This window comes from Cobetia sp. D5 (assembly GCF_035666195.1).
GTDB classification, from domain to species: Bacteria; Pseudomonadota; Gammaproteobacteria; order Pseudomonadales; family Halomonadaceae; genus Cobetia; species Cobetia amphilecti.
The window spans coordinates 1,474,524-1,498,719 of record NZ_CP142020.1; the positions used below are offsets into that span (position 1 = coordinate 1,474,524).

Annotated in this window: 17 protein-coding genes and 1 pseudogene; 7 read left to right on the forward strand and 11 right to left on the reverse strand. The window is 55.7% G+C overall.

Translation table 11 applies throughout. From position 1 onward, the window contains the following. Positions 1–97: 97 nt before the first annotated feature. The gene (locus U0O11_RS06240) at positions 98–1,624 is read left to right on the forward strand and encodes a tripartite tricarboxylate transporter permease (protein WP_324692146.1); all 1,527 of its coding nucleotides are present in this window, start codon (positions 98–100) and stop codon (positions 1,622–1,624) included. Between the two features lie 401 nt (positions 1,625–2,025). On the opposite strand, the pseudogene U0O11_RS06245 reads toward U0O11_RS06240, so the two are convergent. Together U0O11_RS06245 and U0O11_RS06250 are read right to left on the reverse strand one after the other, a co-directional pair. Further along, a pseudogene (locus U0O11_RS06245) lies at positions 2,026–2,860 on the reverse strand (IS5 family transposase). 110 nt (positions 2,861–2,970) lie between these two features. Next, a complete protein-coding gene (locus U0O11_RS06250) occupies positions 2,971–3,444 on the reverse strand; it encodes an META domain-containing protein (RefSeq protein ID WP_324692148.1) in 474 nt (157 codons plus the stop codon). Between the two features lie 213 nt (positions 3,445–3,657). Here U0O11_RS06250 and U0O11_RS06255 point away from each other — a divergent pair, with 213 nt between their 5' ends. The 5 genes from U0O11_RS06255 (at position 3,658) to U0O11_RS06275 (ending at position 8,959) form a co-directional block, all read left to right on the forward strand. Next, the gene (locus U0O11_RS06255; protein WP_324692150.1) at positions 3,658–4,653 is read left to right on the forward strand and encodes an ion transporter; all 996 of its coding nucleotides are present in this window, start codon (positions 3,658–3,660) and stop codon (positions 4,651–4,653) included. A gap of 214 nt (positions 4,654–4,867) precedes the next feature. Next, on the forward strand, positions 4,868–5,905 hold the full coding sequence (locus tag U0O11_RS06260; protein ID WP_324692152.1) for a TauD/TfdA dioxygenase family protein: 1,038 nt from the start codon (positions 4,868–4,870) through the stop codon (positions 5,903–5,905). Positions 5,906–6,193: 288 nt separating this feature from the next. Then, the gene (egtB, locus tag U0O11_RS06265) at positions 6,194–7,513 is read left to right on the forward strand and encodes an ergothioneine biosynthesis protein EgtB (protein WP_324692154.1); all 1,320 of its coding nucleotides are present in this window, start codon (positions 6,194–6,196) and stop codon (positions 7,511–7,513) included. A 78-nt stretch (positions 7,514–7,591) separates the two neighbouring features. Further along, positions 7,592–7,933, forward strand: a complete 342-nt coding sequence (locus U0O11_RS06270; protein ID WP_324692156.1) for a DUF427 domain-containing protein — start codon at positions 7,592–7,594, stop codon at positions 7,931–7,933. A 252-nt stretch (positions 7,934–8,185) separates the two neighbouring features. Beyond that, positions 8,186–8,959, forward strand: coding sequence for a nuclease-related domain-containing protein (locus U0O11_RS06275; protein ID WP_324692158.1), 774 nt, complete (start codon positions 8,186–8,188; stop codon positions 8,957–8,959). A gap of 437 nt (positions 8,960–9,396) precedes the next feature. Here the strand turns inward: U0O11_RS06275 and U0O11_RS06280 are convergent, their stop codons facing one another. The 6 genes from U0O11_RS06280 to U0O11_RS06305 all read right to left on the reverse strand — a co-directional run bounded on the left by U0O11_RS06280 (position 9,397) and on the right by U0O11_RS06305 (position 19,441). Next, on the reverse strand, positions 9,397–12,009 hold the full coding sequence (locus U0O11_RS06280; RefSeq protein ID WP_324692160.1) for a site-specific integrase: 2,613 nt from the start codon (positions 12,007–12,009) through the stop codon (positions 9,397–9,399). Further along, positions 12,006–14,603, reverse strand: a complete 2,598-nt coding sequence (locus U0O11_RS06285) for a hypothetical protein (RefSeq protein ID WP_324692162.1) — start codon at positions 14,601–14,603, stop codon at positions 12,006–12,008. Before U0O11_RS06285 ends, U0O11_RS06280 begins: the two co-directional genes overlap by 4 nt. Before the next feature lie 18 nt (positions 14,604–14,621). Further along, positions 14,622–15,455 (reverse strand): hypothetical protein, encoded by an 834-nt coding sequence (locus U0O11_RS06290; protein ID WP_324692164.1) that lies wholly within the window; start codon positions 15,453–15,455, stop codon positions 14,622–14,624. Between the two features lie 364 nt (positions 15,456–15,819). Beyond that, positions 15,820–16,767 (reverse strand): site-specific integrase, encoded by a 948-nt coding sequence (locus tag U0O11_RS06295; protein ID WP_324692166.1) that lies wholly within the window; start codon positions 16,765–16,767, stop codon positions 15,820–15,822. 332 nt (positions 16,768–17,099) lie between these two features. Then, on the reverse strand, positions 17,100–18,665 hold the full coding sequence (locus U0O11_RS06300) for a DEAD/DEAH box helicase (protein WP_324692168.1): 1,566 nt from the start codon (positions 18,663–18,665) through the stop codon (positions 17,100–17,102). Continuing rightward, a complete protein-coding gene (locus U0O11_RS06305; RefSeq protein WP_324692170.1) occupies positions 18,662–19,441 on the reverse strand; it encodes a hypothetical protein in 780 nt (259 codons plus the stop codon). The genes U0O11_RS06300 and U0O11_RS06305 overlap by 4 nt, the downstream gene beginning before the upstream one ends. A gap of 737 nt (positions 19,442–20,178) precedes the next feature. On the opposite strand from U0O11_RS06305, the gene U0O11_RS06310 reads away from it, so the two are divergent. After that, a complete protein-coding gene (locus U0O11_RS06310) occupies positions 20,179–21,078 on the forward strand; it encodes a DMT family transporter (protein ID WP_324692171.1) in 900 nt (299 codons plus the stop codon). On the opposite strand, the gene U0O11_RS06315 is transcribed toward U0O11_RS06310, so the two are convergent. The 3 genes from U0O11_RS06315 to U0O11_RS06325 are packed head-to-tail and all read right to left on the reverse strand — an operon-like array spanning position 21,056 to position 23,983. After that, positions 21,056–21,805 (reverse strand): ABC transporter ATP-binding protein, encoded by a 750-nt coding sequence (locus U0O11_RS06315; RefSeq protein ID WP_131431749.1) that lies wholly within the window; start codon positions 21,803–21,805, stop codon positions 21,056–21,058. The genes U0O11_RS06310 and U0O11_RS06315 overlap by 23 nt on opposite strands. Continuing rightward, a complete protein-coding gene (locus U0O11_RS06320; protein ID WP_324692174.1) occupies positions 21,799–22,866 on the reverse strand; it encodes a FecCD family ABC transporter permease in 1,068 nt (355 codons plus the stop codon). Before U0O11_RS06320 ends, U0O11_RS06315 begins: the two co-directional genes overlap by 7 nt. Continuing rightward, positions 22,859–23,983, reverse strand: a complete 1,125-nt coding sequence (locus U0O11_RS06325) for an ABC transporter substrate-binding protein (protein WP_324692176.1) — start codon at positions 23,981–23,983, stop codon at positions 22,859–22,861. Before U0O11_RS06325 ends, U0O11_RS06320 begins: the two co-directional genes overlap by 8 nt. Between the last annotated feature and the right edge of the window lie 213 nt (positions 23,984–24,196).

Consider the following 24,196-nt stretch of genomic DNA (forward strand, 5'->3'; position numbering starts at 1 on the left):
CCCTACAGATAGCAGCTCTTTCGATCACTAGTGCCGGATATGTTTTGTTTGAAGTCTTTTTCCAAGTGCGTCTTCCAACCTTAGGGAGTTGATGATAATGGAAACGTTGTACGGACTATTAGGTGGGTTCTCGGCTCTCGCTAACCCCATTACTTTTCTTTATATGATAGGCGGCTTTCTGATAGGTACCTTGTTCGGAGCCGTGCCTGGATTGACGTCGGTTCTGGCTATTGCACTATTGCTACCTCTGACTTATAGCCTTGACGTCACTACTGCATTGGTGGCATGTGCTAGCATATTCATGGCGGGTATGTGTAGCGGTAGTATTACGGCTACGACGATTAATATCCCTGGTGCCCCATCGTCGATGATGACAGCGCTGGAGGGATACCCGATGCAACAACGTGGTGAAGGTGCCAAGGCGCTGGGGCATGCTGCATTAGGATCTATGATCGGCGGCTCTATTGGGGCACTTTTATTAATGGTAATGTCACCCTTGGCTGCCGATGTAGCATTACTAATTCGAACCCCCGGTAAATTCTCTTTGATTGCCTTTGCGCTGATCGTGATTATCATTTCACAACGTGGATCGGTCACGAAGGGAGTGATCGCTACTATGCTAGGTGTGATGATTGCCACTATTGGGATCGATGTGGTGCAGCCGCTGGCTCGATTTACATTTGATAGTCGCGTGTTGATACAGGGAATTGATATGATGCCCCTGATTATAGGTACGTTTGCTATCAGTGAGTTACTGATTCAAGCCGATAGCCGAAGTGAGCGAACCGTAGATCCCAGCAAGCTTCAAGCTGCCAATGTACGGCGTCGTGATTTCATTCCATCATTGTCTGAAGTTCGGGAAATTGGCGTTCTGCGTTATCTGAAAAGTGCACTCATCGGCTATTCGGTTGGTATCTTACCTGGTGCTGGAGGGTCGATGGCGGCTTTTGTCTCTTACGCCGAGTCGATGCGTTCCTCGAAGCACCCTGAACGGTATGGTAAGGGGAATCCTGAGGGAATCGCCGCCTCTGAGTGCGCTAATAATTCGATGTGTGGTGGTGCATTTGTCCCGATGCTGACATTTGGAATACCCGGTGATCCAACCACGGCTATTGTTCTCGGGGTACTGGTTATAAATGGTCTTCAGCCTGGGCCACAATTCATGACCCAGCAACTGGACATGATCGCACCGATGTTCGCCTCGCTATTGGTAAGTGCTCTGATTCTGATACCCCTGACGCTTTATTTACTGGGACCTTATTTCTTAAAAATTGTATCAATTCGTCGCGACGTTCTCTACTCGAGCATTGCTGTAGTAGCATTGGTAGGGAGCTATGTTGCTACTTACTCAACATTCCAGATGGCGCTAGCGCTGGTTTTTGGCTTGCTTGCCTACTTCCTACGTAAACAGAATTATCCTACTGTCTCTCTGCTTTTGGGCTTTGTGCTTGGGCCGAGTCTTGAGGAATATTGCCGTCGTGCGCTCTCCATCAATGATGGAAGCCCACTAATCTTTCTTACTAGTCCGGATAGCCTGTTCTTCATTGCTCTTACTGCGGTATTCTTTTACTTTATGGTGATTCGCAAGCCCAGGCGAGGTGTTCTTAACGCGATGTCTAGCTAAAAACATGGTTGTTTGAAAAGTGAACGATTTATTCTGAATTTGTTGCGATTATTGTTTAACTTTATTCGCTGAGCTTTGTTAAGACGGCTAGAAGCCACTGTTTCAGTGGCTTCTGACCATAGGATTATTACACTTGTTGCGATGGCGTTGATATATTTAATGAACGTAGTTATTTAATATTTCCATAGCGTTAGAACTAATTATTGTTTTCCAGGCAGCTACGGCCACCGGCCGCTGTTATGACCGTACTATTACTAGAAGGTCGGGAGGCTATCTAGGGTTTCAACTTAGTGCAATATTTCACTTACATGTGGTTGGCTAGAAAGGTTATCGTAGTAGTCGTATCTTGGGCTTCGATGCTCTAATGAGTCGTTACAATATTCTGATGTCGGTGTTTTCGGCTAGGTTCTGTACGAAAAGCCGGCTCGTAGGCGGCGTATGCAAGCTACGCATACCCTCGCATAAAAACTACGGGCCAGCTTTTCATATCGCGTCGTAGTACGGCAGAACTCTTTCAGCCAATTGAAAGAGCGCTCCACGATCTTTCGCTGACGGTACATGGGTTTATCGAAACCCCGTGGGAGACCGGGACGGGGTTTTCGCTTCATCCTTCGTTGAGTGATGATCGGCTTGATTCGAACGCGGTCGCAATAACGGCACAACTCATAACTGTCATAGCCCTTGTCTGCCACGATGTAGCGGCAACGCTTTCATGGCCGACCGAGACTCCTCGGTAGATGAACTTTTTCTAGGGTGGGCATGAAGTACCGGGTATCCGACTCTTGCCCTCCTGACAGTGTGAAAGCGATGGGCTAGCCAAGACAATCACAGCTCAAATGGATTTTGGTCGTGATGCCGCCTCGACTCCTACCCAATGCATGATCTAGGGGGCCTTCAGATCCCCCTTTTTGCTCCCACCGGTGGAGGCGCGTGTTGTACGAACGGCGGGTGAGTCGATCATCTAGGTCTCGAGCTCCATCAGGTCATCTTCGCGAATTCGAAGTTGAAGACGCGACAAGACCACCTCAAAGGTGCCGTCATCGGAATCTGGCGTAGGAAGTGCTCCAAGGGCCATAACGTTCGGGAATATCGCGCCACTTGGCACCAGAGCAGAGGGCCCAAAAGATCCCGTTCAGCATCTGTCTATCGTCTTTCCTGGGCCATCGATTGAGCCGGTGACACAATGTCTGCGATCAACTGCCATTGGCTATCCGAGATTTCGTAGCGTCCTGCCATACCGTACCTATGCTGGATGTGCATGGGTCACATTAGCAAAAATGACTTTTCGTACAAAACCTAGGGTGATCAGCACCATTTCACCGATACCGGGCTGCTATGGATAAGAATCAGTACAGGTGAACAGCCTCTAGGCGGGCTCGCGCCGCCCCTTTCTCATCGGTCAGCGTCAGTGTCTTGCCGTCTATCTGCCAGCCCGACACGTCGTTGAGTGTCGTGAGGAAATCGCGTTCGAGCGCTGCTACCTCACCGGGGCATGCCATGCGCGTAGTGGCTAGGCGATCGAAGCTGAGTTCGTGCTCGTCATGGTGATACTCACCCATCAGGCGATTGCAGCCGGTGGAACCGGCCACCCGCGAGTTCTGTGTCGAAGAGTTAGGGGTATGCAAGACGATATGGGCTTCACGCTTGCCTTCCATTACGGGTGTCGGCTGCTCATCGAGCGCCACCAGCTTCCAATAAGTGTTCTCTAGCGGCTCGTCGACGCCTTGATAATCCTCAGAGGATTGAGCGCCTGCGCAGCCGCCCAGGGTGAGTACTGCGCTCATCACGGCAGCCCATGTCATCACTTGCGCTTGTTTCATGCGGGTTTCTCCCTCACTAATAGGTTGTCTACGGCGATTTCGGGGCTGTGCTTTTCGGGCTGTGCTTTTAAGGACTGTGCTCCGAGAGCATTGAAGGCTCTCGCAGACAGCCTCATCGCCAACGTGGTCATCAGAAGCGTGGTCATCGGAAGCGTTGTAGGCTGAGTCAGGAAGACGCGTTACGCATTCTGAAACAATCGCCAAGGAGTTGTCATGCCAGCCACCCGCACGCCCTCGTCCGCCAGGGAGCGGATACATCTGTGGTGGGATCTGTTCATCATCGTGCTCGTGATCGCCAATCTGGCATTGCTGCTGTTCGATAGCCTCTTCCTGATTCCCCCGCTGAACACGGCCTTCGAGGCCGTGACACCCGGGTTGCATGCGGCCTATGAGCAGAACATCCACGCCAACTTCCTCTCCATCGACCTGGCGTTCGTCGCCGTCTTTCTGCTGGATGTGTTGGCGGGGTGGGCCGTCGCCATTGCGGAGCGGCGCTATCACCGCTGGTTCTTCTATCCCTTCGTGCACTGGTATGACGTGCTGGGGTGTATCCCGCTGAGCGGGTTCCGCCTGTTGCGTGTGTTGCGTGTGATCTCGCTACTGTTCCGCCTGCAACGCCTCGGCTTGATCGATGTTCGCCGCTGGTATGTCTACGGAGTGGCGGCCAAGTATCTCGATATTCTATTGGAAGAGCTGACGGACCGTATCTCCCTGCGCATGCTCGACAACGTGCAGCAGCAGTTGCGCGACAGCGATGACCTCTCGTCCTCGGTGATCGAGCGTGTCGTGGAGCCTCGCAAGCAGGCCTTGATCCAGGAGATCAGCCTACGACTCGAGACCATGGCAGGGGATATCTATACCCAGAATCGCGACGATACCCTGCGCTATGTGCGGGGGCTGGTCAGTCGCACGCTTGCGGAGAGCCCGGAGCTCCAGCGTGTCTCGCGCCTGCCCATGGGCACCCAGTTGACGAAAGGGCTGGAGAGCTCGCTGTCGGATCTGGCCTGCCATCTCGTCGATGAAGCGCTGGTCGGTCTGCGTTCCAAGGAGTTCTCGGCGCTGGTGGGACACCTGGCCGAGAGTGGTTTCGATGCCTGGTCACGCACTGATCCCAGGACGGAGCAGATCACTGAGCAGGTGCTGATCGACATGCTGGATCTGCTCAAGGAGCGGATCGCCGTGAAGAGTTGGCAGAAGAAATATCAGTGACGTGATCCACCAGCATTATCTTGGTGGGCCACTCGCGTCGTTCGGGATGAGAAGGGCTGAGGTTTGGCGCACGGGAATGTGTTTGCGAGAATGTTGATACATTCATCTCACGCTGCGAGTCTGCGAGCCGCGGGTGTCGTCACAACGCGATAGCGCTGCTTGATGACACATCAGCGTCTCGCCAGCGTGGGAGCCGCGACAGGAGGTCAGTGTCATGGCGAATCCAACACGCACTGAGGTAGCCGAGTCAGCGCCGGGCGTTCCGTTCAACCCGGCTCAGGTGGCTGTCATCGAGCAATTCGGTGGCCGTATCACACCGCTGGAGCCGATAGGCGCTGAGGTGAGGGGGATCGACCTGTCCGCTCAGGACGCGCCGCCCGCGCCAGTGTTGGAAGCGCTGGAGCAGATCATGGCCGAGCGCGGTTTTCTTGTCTTCAAGCGCGATACGCCTCTGGAGGCCGCTGACTTTCTGCGCGCCAGTTGCTGGTGGGGCGGCAAGGAGTTGCACTGTACCCATGGGATGCATCCGGCTACCCCCGACGGCAATCGGCATATCTTTCGGCTGTCGAACGATCGCCGCCACGGCATCCCCGGTGTCGGGCCGCAATGGCATAACGACGGCAGCTTCAATACCGATACGTTTTCGCACTCGGGCTATCACATCATTCGCCCGGCTGAGAAAGGTGGCGGCACCTGCTTTGCCCATCAGGGCGCGGCCCACGACGCCTTGTCTGCCGAGCGCCAGGCCTACTGGGGCCGTCTTGCTTCCGTGAATTCCTCCTCCGGCGCCGTACATCCCGTGGTACACGAGCATCCCATCACCGGGCGCAAGTGCATCTGGCTTCATCTGGGCATGACCGGGGCAGTGATCGAGAAGCTACCCGACCAGGAAGCCTTTCGGCTGCTGACCGCCGAGGAGCTGACGCAGCTTTGCCGTGAGTACAACGCCATCCTGAATGCCGGCTTCACCGAGGGTTACGCCCTCGACTTCGAGTATCAGGAAAACGACTGCGTCTTCATCGATAACCTGGCGGTGGCTCATCGCGCTGCGCCCGGTGCTCACTTGCCCGCGGAAGAACAAGGCCTGCGCATCATGCATCGCAGTACTGTGCGCGGCACCCAGGATCTGGCGCCAGGTTTCGGTCTACCGCTGCAGGTGGATATCCATGGCCCCAGTCCGCTGGAGCATGGGGTGTGGCAGGGTGGCGGTATCGGCTTTCGCTGGGAAGAGAACATCCCGATGCAGAACTGAGGTAGGCGCTCTCAGGCAAGCAATCCGGCGCTGCATATTCCTCAGGGCGGAGTGCAGACCAAGGGCAGCATAAGAGGCAGCTTTATGTGCAGCTTACTGTTCAGATCAAAGCGCCGATCAAAGGACAGAGCTCCATGAAAAGTTGGCATCAGCCGCACGAGTGATAGGGTGGAAACATCATTCCGGACAAGCGCTGACAGGACAGGGCAGGCGCGTCAGTAATGCTGGCCACCCGACCCTGTCCGATCACGTTTCATGGAAAGAACCAGACTCGCAAAGGAAGCCATCATGTCATCTGCCCATGACACCGTCATCGAAAGACCCGATAGCCTGCATGCCAAGGAGTGGTTACGCGCCTACCAGCGGGTACGAGCCGCCACCGAGGCGATCTGTGCGCCGCTGCACAAGGAAGACTACATGGTGCAGAGCATGGCGGATGTCAGTCCGCCCAAGTGGCACATCGCTCACGTCACCTGGTTCTTCGAAGCCTTCATTCTGAAGCCGTTTCAGTCCGGCTATCAGACGCTCGATCCCGCTTACGATCACCTCTTCAACTCCTACTACGAGACCCATGGCGTCCCGTTCCCGCGAGCTGAGCGTGGCACGCTTTCGCGCCCGACCGTCGACGACGTCTATCGTTATCGCGCACACGTCGATCAGGCCATGCAGGCCTTGCTGGAGAATCCACCCCAGGAACATCTGCCGGAGATTCTACGCCGTCTGGAATTGGGCCTACCGCATGAGCAGCAGCATCAGGAGCTGTTGTTGATGGACATCAAGCACATCCTGGCGCAGACCCCGCTGTGTCCGGCCTATCGGGATGATCTGGCGCCAGGCTTGGCACCAGCCCCTGCGCAGGAGGTGCCGCCGCTGGGGTGGCTGGACTATCCAGCCGGGATTCGCGAGATCGGCCATGATGCCTCTAGAGGCGGCTTCGCCTACGACAATGAGATGGGCCGCCACCGTCAGTTCGTCGAAGCGTTCCAGATGGCGGATCGTCCGGTGACCAATGGCGAGTTTATCGCCTTTATGCAGGACGGCGGATATGCCACTCCCGAGCACTGGCTGGCGGATGGCTGGGCGACGGTCAAGGCCGAGGGTTGGCGGGCACCGCTTTATTGGGTCGAACGCGATGGCGTCTGGCATCACTACACCCTGGGCGGCCTGGTGCCAGTGGATCTGAGCGCGCCGGTCTGCCATGTCAGCTTCTTCGAGGCCGACGCCTATGCGCAGTGGGCGGGGGCTCGCCTACCGACCGAGGCGGAGTGGGAAACGGTGGCCCAGGATGTTCCCCTCACGGGTAACTTCGTCGATCAGGATCATCTGCAGCCAGTCGCGGCCGCGAGAGCCGAAGGCACGCCGGGTCAGATGTTCGGCGATGTCTGGGAGTGGACGGGCAGCGCCTATCGTCCGTATCCGGGGTTTCGCAAGTTGCCGGGCAGCCTGGGCGAGTACAACGGCAAGTTCATGTCCGGTCAGATGGTGCTTCGCGGAGGCTGCTGTGCCACGTCGGCCGACCACATCCGCGCGACCTATCGCAACTTCTTCCCGCCCGAGGCGCGCTGGGCGTTCTCCGGCTTCCGTCTCGCCAGGGACGGTGGGGCATGATGGGCTGACCCCCTTTAGAACGCGTTGCCAAGTACCTTCATCTGCCGCTTTCATCTGCCAATCCGTAAAGGAGTGTTCATGGCCGGCCACCCCGAACCGCGTATCACGCTGCACCCGCTATCTTCGCGGGTGCGAATCCTAGTCGGTGAGACAGTGATCGCTGACACCGCCAACGCGCTGGAATTGCGCGAGAAGGGCTATCCGCCGAGGTTCTACCTGCCGCGCGCCGATGTGGCGATGGCGAAGCTCTCGGTCTCTCACACCGTCACCCATTGTCCCTTCAAGGGCGATAGCACCTATTACTCCTCGCCCGATCTTGCCGATATCGCCTGGAGTTACGACCAGCCCATCGAGGAGATGCAGGCGATCGCCGGGCGATTGGCGTTCGATACTGACAAGGTCACATTGGAAGTAAAGTGATCCAGATGAATGACTCGCGGCCAACGTGATTCTCTCGTCGATGCAAAAGGTCCCATCGTGCTCTGCTTCAGAGATAAACCGATAGAGAACAGTAGCTTGGCATTCGCTAGATAGTTAGAATCCTGCATCCTGCTGCACTGCGCTCATCCATCGGGTGCGGTGCAGCCTTACCTTTCCCTTATCACGACTCAGTACTCCGGTTGGACGAATCACCTCGCTTGATTCCTTTCCGTACAGGCTGCACCAGGAGTCATGACAGTGGTTGTCCCTTCGAACATCGCGCCGGTGATGAGTGTACTGCTATGCCTCGTGCTGGCCTCCTGCGTCAGTCGTTATCTTAAGTCTCCCCGCATGAAAGGTCGCATTGGCGAGTGGCGAGTGCGCTGGATGGCGCGCCGACTCGGCAAGCAGGGCTATCGGGCCTTGCACAATGTCACCCTCAAGACCGCCAACGGCACCACCCAGATCGATCATGTGCTGCTGTCGCGTTTCGGCTGCTTCGTGTTGGAAACCAAGAATATGAAAGGCTGGATCTTCGGCAGTGAGCACGAGGCGAACTGGACCCAGCAGTTTCCCCGCCAGTCGTTCAGCTTCCAGAACCCGCTACGTCAGAACTACAAGCATCTCAAGGCGCTGGAGACGACGCTTGGCGTGCCATTCGAACACCTGCATTCGGTGATCATCTTCGTCGGCAGTGCCAGGCTCAAGGGCGAAATGCCAGCCAACGTGACGCGCGGGACTAACTTCGTTCCCTTCGTACAGTCGTTCAAGATTCCCGTCTTCAGCGAGGCACAAGTCGAGGCAATGCATGAGGCGCTGCTGACGGGTCGTCTTGCATCGACTCGGGCGACGCAGCGCGCCCATGTACAGCACCTCAAGCAGCGCAATGATCCACAGGCGAGACGTGAATGCCCGAAATGCGGTAGCCGGATGGTGCTGCGCACTGCCAAAGCAGGTGCACGTGAGGGCCAACAGTTCTGGGGATGCTCGGGCTATCCGGAGTGTCGTGCGACCCAGGCACTGTGATGCTTGGATTTAGGGAAAAAGTGCTGCAATTATTCTATGAATCCAGAAAATTATCCCTATAGGGATAATTAGCCAGACATAGCGAAGCTATCCATAAATTTTCCCTGCAGGGAAAATGGTTAGTATGCGGGCTGTGTGCGCTTTGATTATTCGCTTTCAGGACAATTGAGGGCGATCAGGTTGTCAAAGTATCAAGGAGATCATCGCACCACGCATGAACTGCTAATGCTCCATCCGTGCGTACAGGCTCGGACGGCCTACTGCACCTCCTGATTCATCCCGACCGCCGAGCGTGAGATGGCGCAGGTAGACTCTGAGTGCAACACCGCAAGTGATGGAGGGTGATGCATCGGCGTTGGGCTATCTCTAGCCCGCCGATCACCTGCGCTTCGGCTTCGATAGACGACAGCCAGTATTCGAGTATGCGGCCTTCGCCTTCAGCGTCGCTTCATCAGCTCTAGAAGTACCTCACCATGTATCTCACCCAGCACATGCGTGTAGTGATGTGTCAGTGTTTGAGAGTTGCGGTGCCCGATCAACTTGGCGAGTAACTCGAGACGGTGACCTCGTGCCTTGGCATCTCTTTCCAGTACGTCGTAGACCGCTCGGCGGCAGTTCGCCAGTGCTGGGGGAGTGAAGGACCAATGCCCTCGGCAGGCGGAGGAAAGACGATCCAGGAGCTGAGGGTAGTCGTCGCTGTAGAGACGAAGTACGAGCCACGAGATCGCGTTGTGCCTCAAGAGATGAAAATCGAAGTGGATGTCCTCCAACTTCAGTCCGGGCGTGAGGGCACCTCGGAGAGACTGCCGGGCCCATGCCATGAGCGGGGTCAGCAGGCTCTCTCTTGAATAGCCCAGCGGAGAGCTTTCTGGCCCCAGCAAGGCAATGTTCTTCAAACGATGCTGGCCAGCAAAGGACTCTCGGCGCCTATCAATCCATTCTTTCACCAGCGTCATCAATTCTGGGGATATCAAAAGGTGAAGAGGAACGCTGCGACGAGCATTTGCGGTCTTCCCAGCATGGATTTCTACGTAACAGTAGGTGGGGCCGTCATCTCCCGGCTGATTGATGATGACGTCATGCAGTGTCAATGCCATGACTTCTCCAGCTCTCAGGCCCCCGTAGTAGCCAAGGAGGAAGGCGATCAGCCAGCTGCGCCGCAATCCACTCCGTCTTCGGGAGAGCGCCCGGGTCAGATGTTCCGCCTCGTGCGGCATGATCAGATGTGTACGCAATGTACTGATGAAGCGACCTCCCTCACCCTGTACGGGGGGAATACCCGTTAATCGATCGTTACCTTGGCAGAAGCTGATGAACTGATTGAACGTCTGGAAGAAGTTGTGGGACGTCGAGGTGTCCCAGCCTTTCTGAGTCGGTAGCTGTTCGCTGATCGCCTCCATCAGTTCTCCATCCCAGAGCGTCAACCATGGGATATCGGGCAACATCATCATGGAGGTGGGCGTCAGTCGACTCAGGTAAGTCCTGAGCGTGCTGGCTTTGTTGCCTTGAGTGCTCGATTGATAAGACAGCCATAGCAGTATCCAGAGTGGGTAGCTGTCTTCGCCCAGCATGTGTATCAGCTTCTTCGCGTAGCGAGACGTAATGGCGTCATGCCGCTGGATCGCGGATTCCCCTCTGGGGGTTATCAGACCTTCATGCTCCAGTTCGGTGATATACGCATACAGTTGATTGCCTGCTTTCACATACCAGTCTGTTGATAGTTGATCCTGCCAGTACCGAGGAGAGGTAGATGGTGACGATTCGTTACTCCTGGCACCTCCTCCCATAAGGAGTTCAGGGGTGTGAAGATCGGTCTCGATGTCTTCCGGTTCAGAGGCATCCATTGCGCCGGAAGCGCTCGACGTACTGGAGGTAGGGAGAGTTTCCGGCGAAAAAAAGAGGCTTTCGTCATGCTGCCAAGGAGAACGCCAGCTACACACTGGCAGGGGATAGCGTCGAAGCAGCTGTGACCAGAGGGGCGCAGGGCCCAACAATGTCGTGCACCGAAAGGCATGACGAAGCAATGATCGAACACTCTTCAGCGAAGCGGAGGAACCAGTCCTGCGTGGTGCCTGGCTATCTAGTAGCTGTGACAGACCGGTGACCAAGAGCTGATCCAGATGGGCGGCTCGCGCTTCCAATGGACTGTTCAGATCCAGCGTAGCATCCGAGGAGAACCACCATACATCTGCTCGCTGGGAGGAGGGGGCTGGTGATGGGGCAGGGGACTGACGGCAAGCCCTGAGTAGCCTCCTGAGATGATTCGGGATTTTTAGCCGGTAATGGGCAGGATGTGTTCGAGATAGCCCTGGGAGACAGCCGATGAACCAATGGTGGGGGCCGCGCTTGGTGTTCAGGCGTGGCAGATGCTCTGGACTCAAGTTCAGCAAAGTATGGCGAATCACTTCTTCCTCCATCCCTAGCAGAGTACCCATGCTCAGGGCCAGGAAGAGAAGAGACTGCTCTGGCGTACATTGGTTGGCGGGAATGCTCTGCAGGGCGCGTACCGAATCCAGCACCCGTTGCTGAACCTTGATATCCCGTGATGAGGTAGCCGCGGATGAGGGTCTGACCGGGCGTTTGATACTGGTCGGAATCGTAGCTTCGAAGTCAGGCTCTCGGTTGAGGTGAGTCAGTACAAGCGCGACTTCCTTGGTGACCTTTCGGGAGCTGAAGTCGAGTTCAGCTTCCTTGGCAAGCTGGATGGCGTTGCGAATCAAGGCTTGTACATCTCGCTGGTTCAAGCGTGTGGTATTGTGCCGAGCGCGAGACGGCTTGGTGGAGGACGCACTTTGCGCTCTGGCTTGTGCCCTGGTTACCTTTTTCTTATGCCGTCGCCAAGCGTAGCGTGCGACATTCTTGCGGAAGTGTCTGAGCTCTTCAGAGGAGGAGAAAAGGCGATGATCTGGATCATCCCAGCGACGGAATATCCTACCTAGTGTTTTTGAAAGTTCGATCGGAGACAGCTTCGGAGTTGTAAACTCTTGGAACGTGGCATGGGCAGGTACATCGGTTTTCTTCCGAAGGTCAATGGGGGTAACAGCGCTCATTCTCTATCTCCTTGAATGGCTGGTGTGGCGTACTCAATGGGCCATGGGAGGTCGTCTCTGTGAAGCAGATCCGGCGTCAAGCCGCATCGTTTGGCAACGTCGGTTAGTGCGCTTCGTGTCGCCGATTGAATCAGGCTCCGATCACTGGACGGGGATTGGAGTGAATGTCCCTGGGTGGTGTGCCCAGCGAGCGCACTAAATTCAGCGTGAGAAAGTCGCGATTGGAGCGCGGTGATCATGCTGTGGCGCGTGATATTGGAAGGCTGGCGGCTCCACTGGCTCAATTCACTTGCCAAAGGCGATGACATGAAGGCCGGAAGATCCTTGAGCCACTGTCGCCAGTCAGCATGCTGCATGCATTGCTGCGTCAACATCATTGTCGAGGCATTGAACTTCCATTGAACGGGGTAGGCGACTTGCTCATGCCTAAGAAAGTCTGCTTTGCCACCGTGGCGTTTCCACCATCGCTGCCATTCCTCCCGCCACTCATGCTGAAGCCGGAGCAACGCGCCAAGGGCAGGGACAAGTGGAATCTGGCGGCTTTCCTGTGCTCGAGCCGAATCCTTGTCACGTAGCCAGAGCGTATTTTCCAGCAGCTCACACTGGGTTTTGGATCCAATTGGGCGAGCCAAGGTGCAGAGCTGCCATGCAAGTAAGGTCAGCGCCCCCAATATCTGACCTTGTCGGGCAATGGCTTCGCCGACTGCTTGTAAATTGCTACTACGTTTCCTTTGCGAGGTAATCAATGAGGTAACCAGCATGGCGTGATTTTTGGTAAGTTGCGTCAGCAAAAAAAGCGGCCGTTTGAAATAGCTCGGCTCCTGGGATTTTGTGGATCCCACGGTGTGATCTTCGCGAGGTGTACGACAGTCTTCTTCTAACAAAGGGAATAGGCCAAGCGCAGCTTGAGCCGAGAGAAAAGCCTTCTGAATCTTGTGCAAAGGTATCGTTCGATACGTTGCCGGGGCAGAGAGCGAAAGCGGGAGCTCGCCTCGCAACCAAGTCGCGATCACTTCATCTTCACAGGCAGGTATCACCCAATGATGATGACTGGCGGACACGCGTCTCAACGTCAGAGTACTTCCGGGACGGTTATCCCCCCAGCGCTTGAGTTTTTTCTCGATCAGTGATTTCAGTGCTTTGAAGGGCTGGGCGCCGGGGAGCCATGCCTTTTCGGCCATGAGTGACTGATTGAGAGCGTTGGGCAAGGGCAATGTGATGATGGTTTCGTTAGGTGCCTTGTTGACAGAGTAATGGAGTAGCCCCTCCTCCGGTGACCAGCTGGGAATTTGATCCAGTGTCTGGCAGATGATCCACTCACGATTGCTATCGCTATTGAGGGGCAGCTTGGGGGATCGGGAAATTACCGTCGTCTGCAGCAAGCGCTCAGGTGCTAGTCCACTGCAAAGTAGAATGCTAAGAAATGCCAAGGCTTGTCGGTTTGCAATGGCACTCTCAGATTCTATGAGAAATTCCTCATCTTTCGGTGGTTGGAAGATACGTAAAGCTGCTAAAACCTCTTCTTGTGGGCGTATGCTGATGTCTGCAGATGTTTTGAGACTGCGGGCCTGTTGCAAGAGCTGAACGCGTTCAAGGTGAAGCGCCTGATCGCCTTGTGAAAGCAGCGTGTTATGGAATATCTCCTTCGTTGGGTCAAGGGGCGAGATGCTGCTTTGGTTCAGGTCATCAGATGATGATTCATTCTGATGTTCATTGCCATACGTGAGCTCTTCATCATCTTCTATGAAGGTTTTATCAAGTGCTTGGATTGACCTATCCAATGAGAAAGAGTCGGTATATTCAGCGTGAATTTGATGAGATTCTTCACTGAGCCAGAGTGGTGAATCACGAAGAATGGTGTCGACATGTTGGCGTCTTTTTTGATTTTCATTGCGAGCTCTATGCTGTTTTCTTATTGGGCTACGAGTGAGCTGGCTCGGTTGATAAATTTCGTCAAGCAAAGCGCGTGTTGCTTCCTTATTGCGCAGATGGTTGGGATGCTCCGATGGGCGATCAGTTGCTGTATCATAGGCATGAAGAAACTGTTCGAGCAGCTCCAAATCAGCATCGGAAAAATGCTCGGGAGGAGGAACTAACTGCTCCCCCAGGGTAGGGGAAATGGGTCTGGGGAAACTGTTTTGAATATCATCCAGATCACCCCAGTTAAGTAGCCGCTTGAGCGTCTTTCTAAGCTCAAGTATCTGGGTGTAGTATTTTATGGCAGAGCCACGTGTCACAGTATGATAAGGCTGACCGAAAATCAGTCTAAGCAGCTTTCGGATACTGCTTACGCGAGGGTCAGTGAGCGACTTAAATCGGTAATTTACCGTATAATGAAGGCAGTGAGACATTCTATAATTTCGATGTGTCTCGTCCTCCATAAAAAATTGGCTTCCTAGGAACTCCTCTACTTGGGACACAAGGTCTGGCACCGAGTAATCGTTGGCAAAGAGTCGAGCGCTGAGGCGATATTCTGAGGCAATCAAGGGAGGGAGGCTCCCCTTGAGCCACTCCGGTATAAGGGGCCAGCGGGACCCGATCGCATTGAGGTCGTAATTATCCAATATTTGGTCAGGTAGTTGGTGTTCACTCACGTGAAAGCCTCCTGTTTATCAGTCAAGCGAACTTGAAAGTGCAAGTCCCATTTGCGGATTCGAGTCGGTTTCCTCCTTGTTATTCGAGTGCTTGCTTTTTTCTTTAGCGTTGCTTTTCTTATTGATATCTGGTTGCTGCTTCCTATTATCTTTTCGTTTACTATGAGCGTTTTTATTATTTGTTTCAGCGGCAGTAGCGGCGTGTACCGTATTCCTATCTTTAGATACACCGCTTTGGTGAGTATTTGTGTTTTTATTTATTTCGTTCATAAATTTCCTGATCGAGTCAACAGAATAACGATGCCTGAACATTGATGAGATTTGCTTGCATTTTATTGGCAAGTTTTGTTGAGTGACTACATTGCTCCATGCGTATTGTAATCTTCCATCACTAATGAAGTTTCTGAGTATATTGTTCCATAACTTCTTTTCGTTAATTTTGATATCGCCAGTGGTATGTAGGTTGTGGATATTGATCCATTCCCAGCCAAGCTCAAGCAGAGGCTGTAGCATCTGGTAATAGAATCTCAGCACCTGGACTTCATCTTCGTTGAGTCTGCCGATATCGATCTCGATGCAAAATACACTTTGTGAGACGGGCACTTTATGTGTGGATACGATGGCTTTGATGACATGAAAATTCACGAACTCCTCGGAAGTGTGAGTCGACTGAACGTTGCTGCGGAAGCGGACAGGCGCTAGGGGCAGGCTCTCTGTCGCGACCGTTGGTCGAAAAGCATGCTCCTCGTTCATAAGCTCGGCGGTGTCCACCTCGAGTACTCGCTGATGGATGACAAGCGTCTTGTCAGCGCTGATTTTCACTAGTGACGGTGTATAGGTAGCATCTGGCATATTGATGACTCCAACGATAGGCAAAGGGGGGCCGAGACGTATGAGAGAATCATTCGTCGAGTTCATGTCCAGCAAACGCGAGTAACTTTGAGTAGTGATGATCAGTCGAGCAATACACCCGACCTGTAGAACGATATTTCTGGGAGTGCCGCCTCCTGATATATCCAAGCTGAATCAGTGTGTACTAATAGCATAACTCAAGTGGCAAGAATCTAAGGTATCTTTTAACCGTCAAAATCGACCGTTTCGAGAGCATTAGGGCTTTTTGACGTCAAACTTGGTAGATATTTTGTATTACGAGTTCTTGAGCGATTGCTTTTGTCAATTCATCGATTATTGAACGGTAATATGCTGCTCATGTTCATCAAAAGTCGTTGGCGCTGTTTTCGAAAGGGTCTGCGACCCGAATATACTCCGTCAAGGTGCTGAGATGTCTGTGACCTGTCACGCGTTGTATCTGCTCCAGGCTCTTCCCCCGCAGATGAGCTTCAGTGATCAGGCCAGCACGCATGCTATGTGTGCTAAATCCACGTGAGGCCAGGTTTGACCGCTCAAGACCTCTGATCAAGGCATTCTGAAAGGCAGTTCGAGAGAGTTTCGAGCCTCCTGGCCTGCCGCCCAGCGAGACGCTGCGAAATACCGCACCTCTCTGGATATGGGCGGCTTCCAGCCAGCGATACAGTAGATTGACGGGGCAGTAGGGGAGCGAGGTATCCGCATGGTGGATGGCTTTGACTTCATGTCGTCCCTCTTGATTGGTCTTGCTGCGGGCGAGCCTGACCAGCACGCCACGTGCATCCCATGTGAGATGTTCGACACGAAGATTGAGGACTTCGCTGTAACGAAATGCGCCATAGAACGTCAGGCAGAACATGGCGGCGTCGCGCAGATCTCGCAAATCGCTCAAATCAAGGCTATTCAACAGCTGATGCAGATCATCTCTCATCAAGGCTGGAGCCCGTTTCACCGGAACTTTATTGAGGCGTGCGCAGCCGCGCATGACCCCCTTGATCATTTGCTCATTGCCCAGGGTGGGGCAATTCATGACAAGGTGCCAACGGCGTAACGAGCACAGCTGCCGCTTGAGCGTATTCGGTTTATAGCCGTCCTCGAAACACCGGGTGAGGTAGTTGGCAATCTCCGTGTCGGTGCTGGGGAGGGTACCGCCACGTCTGAGAAACATCCGTATGTCGCTTTGGAAGGCTCGGATGGTACTCGGTGCCAGGCTTGCCATGATCAGCTTTCGTGCCGAGACCGTCAGGCAAAGTCCCGGCAGAGAGTCCTGGTTTCCCTGATAGGGGAGCACTTGCATTGCCTGATGTCTCCGTCTTTGAGGCGGGTGGATACCTGTCGGTGGTCTGGACACCATGAGGGATCTCCATCGATGTCGAAAAGTTGGAATGATGGCCTATATGCGCTGTGAGGCGGCCATCGAATTTCACGCTATCACCCTTCGTAAATCAGCCAACCCGAAATGCATGCCTCAAAAGGCATGGAGAGTCGAGAGTCACGTGTGCTTAGGATTATTTGGGTAATTCCACTATCAGGCGCATAAATTATGAGTGTTATATTTGTATATAGACTATAAAAAAGTTAAATCATCTGCTTTTTGTGCAGGCGGGGCTGCCGAATCGTCTCCTGTGATCAAAGCGATACCAGGCGCGCCAAGAAGGCGTTGGAGAACGCCACATCATTTGCCAGATCGAGAGTCATCTCTCGTATTCCCTCTGACAGGCTCACACACTCACTCATGGGGGCCTGAGCATGTAGCGCGCCATTCATTTCAATCGTGGGTAGTTCTACGCTCGTGCCAGGATTGTTGGAGCCTATCGAATCATTGGCTGGAGAGACGTTTGGGGCGGGTACTGTCGGGGAGGAGAAGGGATTTAGTTGGATCGCAGCATGCTCGTCGGGCAAGTCGTCAAACAGCCGGTAGGCGTAGTGCCGTATCGTGCTTTCGTTGAGCGCATAGAAATAGCACGCATCATCCTGTGCATGTCGACGCCGAATGATTCGGCCCAGTACCTGGCGAAAATACTGCTCGGTTCTGACGTGGCTGAGGTAGCAACATACTTGCAGGCGGGGAATGTCGATCCCTTCACTGACCATGTTGACGGAGACAATCCACGAGGTATGGCCGTAGCGAAACGCCTCAAGTCGTGCGTGCGCTCCTTCCGTCTGGCTGGTTACCAGGCACACCGTCTGACCCATCTGTTTCAGACAATCGGCAATGTCTTCTGCATGAGAAATATTGGATGCCACCACCAATCCTGCGGCGGTCGGGTCTTTCTCCTGAAGCTGTCGCAAGCGTTGGCAGCTGACGTCCAGCAAATGCTGCTGAGGCCCCGGGTGACGCAGCAAGGCGGCGTAATGCACCCCGGGATGACGTAACAAGGCCGGGATGCTTTGGTAATACAGTGTCTCACGCTGCGCCTGCTGTTCTGCCACCAGACGTATGTCGTCGTTATCTATCAGGTATATCTGGGGAGTACGGCAGACATCATCCTGGATGGCATCACGCAGGGTATAAGTGAAGTCTGGGATCAGCGCGAGGCGGTCACTGTCAGCCGATGGCAGTGTTGGCACCGCTTGCTCGGATGTCGTGGCGACTTCATGACTCGGCGCCATATAACGCAGCATGGGGAGACAGCTGCCATCAGTGCGCCAAGGAGTGCCTGACAAGGCGAGCGTAAAGCGAACATCGCGCTCCAATGCCAAGAGCGCCAATCCCCACTGATTGGCGCCGGTGGCTGCCGAGCTGGTGTAGGCGTTTTTTGCGGCGCATGCTGTTGCGCCGGCGGCATGGTGGCTTTCGTCCCAGACCAGCAGGACACGTCCTTGGCGACAGAGTTGCTTGAGCTCCTCTAGGCGGAAGCTGAGCGCTTGATAGGTCAGCGCGATACCGACATCCCCCAGCCGGCCCTGCATGGGGCGCCCCAGAATTTGCGAAAACGTCTCACGTGCACGCTCTACCACGGCGGAGGTGGGGCCGAGGTAGATGACGTGATCAATGCTCCCGTTGAGAATCAGCTCCTCAGTCAGGACGGCTGCCATCAGCATCTTGCCCGCACCCGGGGTGGCCTGGCACAGGAAATGGGGCTGCTGATCCGAAAGGCGTTGAAGCGCTGTCTCAACACAACGCGCTTGCCAGGCTCTGAGTGTCGGGCTTGTCAGAGAGGGCAGTAATCGATTGATCTGACGCGGCGTCATAATGCACCTCCAGCATGGCGTTTTGCAGAGAGCGCTAGCACGGCGGATAGTTGTCCCTGAAGTTCACAGGCGCGCTGAATCGCATCTTCCTGAAGTGGAACGATGTCTGGTTTCGCTTCTGGATAGTTCTTTGCCAACTGATAGAGGTGCTCGGCTTCCGCCTTCGCGGCCCGCATGGATTTTTTCAAGACTCGACGTTGTTCCTGCAGTGCTTCATCAAGTGACAGGTGCGATGTGCCATCGGTTTTCGACGTGCGAAGATCCTGTCGATTGCTCGGCAGTGGGATATCCGGTGAACGCTCCGAAGTGCTATCGATGAGTTGATAGACGCGGCGACGCTTGCCGATGGTGTCGGACTGGACAGCATGACCATCAATAACCAGGCGATCGATCAGGTCACCGACACGCTGCAGGACAATAATGGGTTTATAGCCCGCCAACTCTGGATGTTTCATCAGCTCGTTGCGGCAGCTGACTTTCGTGAAATGAGTCGGTTTATCCTTCAGTGCTTTCAGCCACTGCTGGAAGTGCTGTTTGATCAACTGTCCTCGTCGATAAGCTGCTGCAGCCGAGGAGCCTTGGAATGTGGGAGTGCTCGAGGTGTGAGAGGGAGGAGAGCGATGCTGACTTTCTGAAATGGCAGTAGATGACGAGTCATCAGGTGACGCTGAAGTCTCAAGCGTCTTGGTAGACCCAGCTGTCGTCTTGCCCGAAGCATAGGGCGCAAGAGAAGAAGATGAGGATGTTGGGATGGTGTGAGAGGGATTCGAGGTCATGACAGCACCTCGCTGCAGTCGCTAACGACGCATGCACGGCAGTCTCGGGAAGGGGGATCGGGATAGCCGCCATAGGGGGTAGGCAAATCGGGGCTACGCGGGGATGCCGTAGTCTGAATGACCATGGTTGAAGCTCCTTTGTGTTGGAGCCGCTCCCGCTGTCGCCAAACAGTGATGGGGGCGGCCGTACGCAGGTTGGCGAACCGGCCACAAAGGACACCGGCAGACCCGAGGGTCTCCCGCGCACGACCGCCATAACGCATGGCAGGCACAAAAAAAGCGCCAACCATGGTTTGGGGCGCTTATGCGCCTTTGTGGTTTCGAGTCGCCAAACCCGATCGAGGATTTTGCCTCGATAAACTAAATTTAGCAGAAGAATGAGAGGTCGTAAATATCACCCGTCGGTTCGTTTCGTGCGCTACTTCATTTCGTCAGAGGCATTGGAGAATGTTGAGTGTCCGAGAACCATTGATCTGCCTTGGCTAGCGAGATGACTTGTCGGCTGCTAAGCAGTGTGACCACGATGAGGGGAGAGCGGCCATGTGACAGCATCATGAGCAATTTCTCTCTAATCCGTGGTAGGGCTGAGAATGAAAGTGGTGGAAAAGGGGCGTTCGCACTGGGTCGGCCTCATTACCGCGAAAACTCGCCACTAGCATGGCACTTTGCCATGGCATTCCGTCGAGGGAATCGGGAGAATGCTGCCTTTCTTTCAGCCGCGTAGCGAATCGATAGTCATGACGGAGTTGGCGGATCGGCCTTTGGCCGGAATTGTTCTCAGATTGCTGTCCGGTGTGTTGTTCACCGGCATGATGGTGTGTGTGAAGGCGGTCAGCGAGACGGTGGAAGTGGGGCAGACGGTGTTCTTTCGTTCGGCCTTTGCCTTGATTCCGATCTTGATCTTCATGATGTGGCGCAAGGAGTTCCCGCGTGGTCTGGCGACCCGTCGACCGGGAGGGCATCTGCTGCGCTCCGGTTTTGGCGCGGCTGCGATGTTTGCCTCCTTTGCGGCGGTTGCCTTGCTGCCCATTTCGGAGGCGACGCTACTGGCACAGCTGACCCCGGTCATGATGGCCGTGGGCGGTGTGGTCTTGCTGGGGGAGCGGTTCAGTCGTCAGCGGGCGTTGGCGCTGGGGTTGGCCTTGGTGGGAGTATTGGTGCTGATTCTGCCGTCGCTGCACTTCGAGAGCAGTACCGGCAATGTGACCGGCTACGTGCTGGGGGTACTCTCGGCACTGCTGACGACTGGCGCGCTGCTGACGGTAAGGCGTATCTCGCGTACCGAGACGGCCGGGGCGATCGCCTTCTACTTCATCCTGGTCTCGGCCTTGGCAGGATTGGCGACACTACCGATGGGGTGGGCGCCGCTTTCCCAAGAGGCGTTGGGATTGTTGGTGCTATCGGGATTGTTCGGGGGGGCCGCGCATATCTGCATGACACTGGCATTGCGCTACGCCGAAGCCTCCCGCCTGGCACCCTTCGAGTATGTCGCGTTGCTCTGGCCGATATTGGCAGACCTGCTGATCTTCCATGCCCCCATCTCGAGCGGTTTCATGTTCGCCCTGCCCCTGATGCTGGCAGGAGCAGGGCTGGCCGCCTTCGAAGGGCGTCAGATCAGATGGCCTCTTCGACGATGAGCTGTGGCTGCCCCTGGGAGCAGGGTTCGATGCGGGCAGCCACGCGATAGACCTCACGTAGCCGCTCCGGGGTGACCACCTCGGCGGTCGGGCCGCTGGCGATGAGGCGGCCGTTCTGAAGCAGCATGGCCTGGTCCGTGAAGCGCAGTGCCTGGCCCAGGTCGTGCAGCGCGGCAATGATCAGCATGCCTCGCTCGCGGGCGAGGCGGCGCAGAATGGTCAACAGCTGCAGCTGGCGATGCAGATCCAGTGCGGAGGTTGGCTCATCCAGCAGCAGAATCTCCGGTGATTGCACTAGTGCTTGGGCCGCGCCCACCAACTGGCGTTGGCCCCCGCTCAGGTCACCGATATCCCGCTCGCCCAGCGCACTGATTCCCAGATCGTCCAGCGCACGCTCCACTTCGGCCATGTCCTCAGGCTGGACCTTCAGGCTGCGGCCCTGCATGCGCGCCAGAAGCACTGATTCATAGACCGTCAGCACGGCATTGACGCCGGTGTCCTGTGGCATATAGCCGATGGGGCGCTGACGAGTCGCGCCCTCGACGCGTGCCTCCCCACCGCCGTCGATCAACCCGAGAATGCGCCGGAACAAGGTCGACTTGCCGGCGGCGTTGGGGCCCAGCAAGGCGACCACCTGGCCCCCTTCAAAGCAGGGCGTCGTGACCTCCGCCAGAATCTGGCGGCGACCATAGTGGGCGGACAAGCGATCAAGCGTGAGCGTTACCATGAGGATGACTTCTGTCGCAGGATGAGGAACAGGAAGAAGGGAATGCCGACCAGTGAGGTGATGATACCGATCGGGATCACCGTACCCGGCAGGATGATCTTCGACAGCACCGAGCCGATCGAGAGAATCAGCGCCCCGCACAGGGCAGAGCCGGGTACGAAGAAGCGTTGGTCTTCCCCCAGCAGCAGTCGCGCGATATGTGGACCGACCAGACCGATGAAGCCGATGGTGCCGACGAAGGCCACGGCGATGGCAGCCAGTAGCGAGACCAGTACCAGCACTTCCAGACGCAGCGCCTTGGGCTTGACCCCCATGCTTTCCGCCTTGGTATCTCCCAGGCGCATAGCCGTCAGTGCCCAGCCATGACGCGCCAACAGCGGTAACACGACCGCCAGAACGCCGAGCGAGACCCAGAACTTGGGCCAGGTGGCCTTGGTCAGGCTGCCCATGGTCCAGAAGACCACGGCGGCTACGGCCTGTTGGCTGGCGAAGAACTGGATCAGGGCCATCAGCGAATTGAAGATGAAGACCATGGCAATGCCGAGCAGCACGATGGTCTCGATCGTCACGCCACGCTTCATGCTCAAGGCGTGGATGAAGAAGGCCGTGATCATGGCCATGACGAACGCATTGATCGGCACGACATAGTCGAGGGCCGCCGGGATGATCGCGACACCGAAGGCGAGTCCCAATGCTGCACCAAAGCTTGCGCCTGCCGAGATGCCCAGAGTGAAAGGGCTCGCCAGGGGGTTGCTCAGGATGGTCTGCATCTGGGCGCCAGCCACCGACAGGCTGGCACCGACCACCAGTGCCATCAGCGCGACGGGCATGCGGATTTCCCACAGGATGACACGCACCTGATTACTGACGGAGTCCGGTGAGATCAGTGCCGCGATGACCTCGTCGAGAGGGAAGCGTGCCGGACCGAGCGATAGATCCAGACACAGGCTCAATAACAGTGCCACGCCCAGTGACACCAGAATCAGCTGCCGCTTGACCACCGAGGCGCGGTAGTGACTCCCCCCTTGAGAGAGGGGAGTGGAAGAGGTGACATCATTCATCTTTCAGCGATATCCAGTAGCCAGGTGCATAGTCCACGGGCAGGAAGCGTTCGTGCAGCTCCTGCATGGTGGCTTCCGGGTCAAGATCGGCAAATAGCTCCGGGTGGAACCACTTGGCCATCTTCTGAACCGCCACGAAGTAGTAGGGGCTGTTGTAGAACTGATGCCAAATGGCGTGGAAGTTGTCGTCCTCGACGGCTTGAATGCCCGTCATGGCCACGCGCTGGGTCAGGGCCTGAAGCTTCTCGCGAGCGAGATCCTGATCGGCCCCCGGGCCGACACCGACCCATTTACCGCCCGGCACATAGGCGTCCCAGCTTCCCCCTGTCACGACGACATGCTCAGGATTGGCGGCAATGATCTGCTCGGGGTTCAGGGTGCCAAAGGTGGAAGGAATGATGCCTTCAGCAATGTTGTGGCCGCCGGCCAGATCAACGTATTCGCCGAAGTTGCCCGGCCCGAAGCTCATGCAGCAGTCGTCGGAGTAACCGCCGGCACGGTCAATGAAGATGTCAGGGCGCTGTGGGTCTTGCTTCGCGATGACATCGGTGACGCGTGCCATCTGCTCTTCGGTGTAGGCGATGAACGCCTCCGCCTTGTCTTCCTTGCCCAGCAACTGGCCCATCAGGCGCATGGAAGGCGTGGTGTTCTCAAGTGGATCCTCGCGGAAGTCGACATAGACGATCGGGATGTCCAGCTGGGCCAGTTTGTCGTCATAGGCTGCGTCTTCGGTTGCCTGACGCGCTTCCAGATTCATCAGCACCACATCCGGCTTCAGGGCTGCCGCCTGCTCGACATCGAAGGTGCCATCCTTGAAGCCACCGAAGGTTGGAATCTTCTCGAGTTCGGGGAAGCGCTCGGCATAGTGGGCATAGTTATCGGGATCCGCCTGAGAGAAGTCTTCTCGCCATCCGACAACGTTCTCGAAGGGGGCTTCGGGTTGCAGAGCCCCCAGCAGATAGACCTGGCGGCCTTCACCGAGAATCATGCGCTTCACGGGAGCATCGACGGTAACCTGACGGCCAGCGATGTCGGTCAAAGTGATGGCTTCGGCAGAGACGCTGCTGCTGACTGCTAGTAACAGGCCGCAGGTGGCCGTGGTGAGAAAGGGCTTCATGTTGTGCTCGTTGAGAAGTGGAGGGACAGCGCTAGCGATGGGGAGATGCTGACTTTTGCACAGGAGTTCACATCACCAGCAGTTGCATATCATTATCATCAGCGTTGCGATTATGAAGTAATTCCCAATGAGCGTCGATATAGGGCGACGGCTTGCCTGCAGAGGAAAATCTTCTCGGTAACGACTGGCAACTCACCTCTCATCACGGGCATG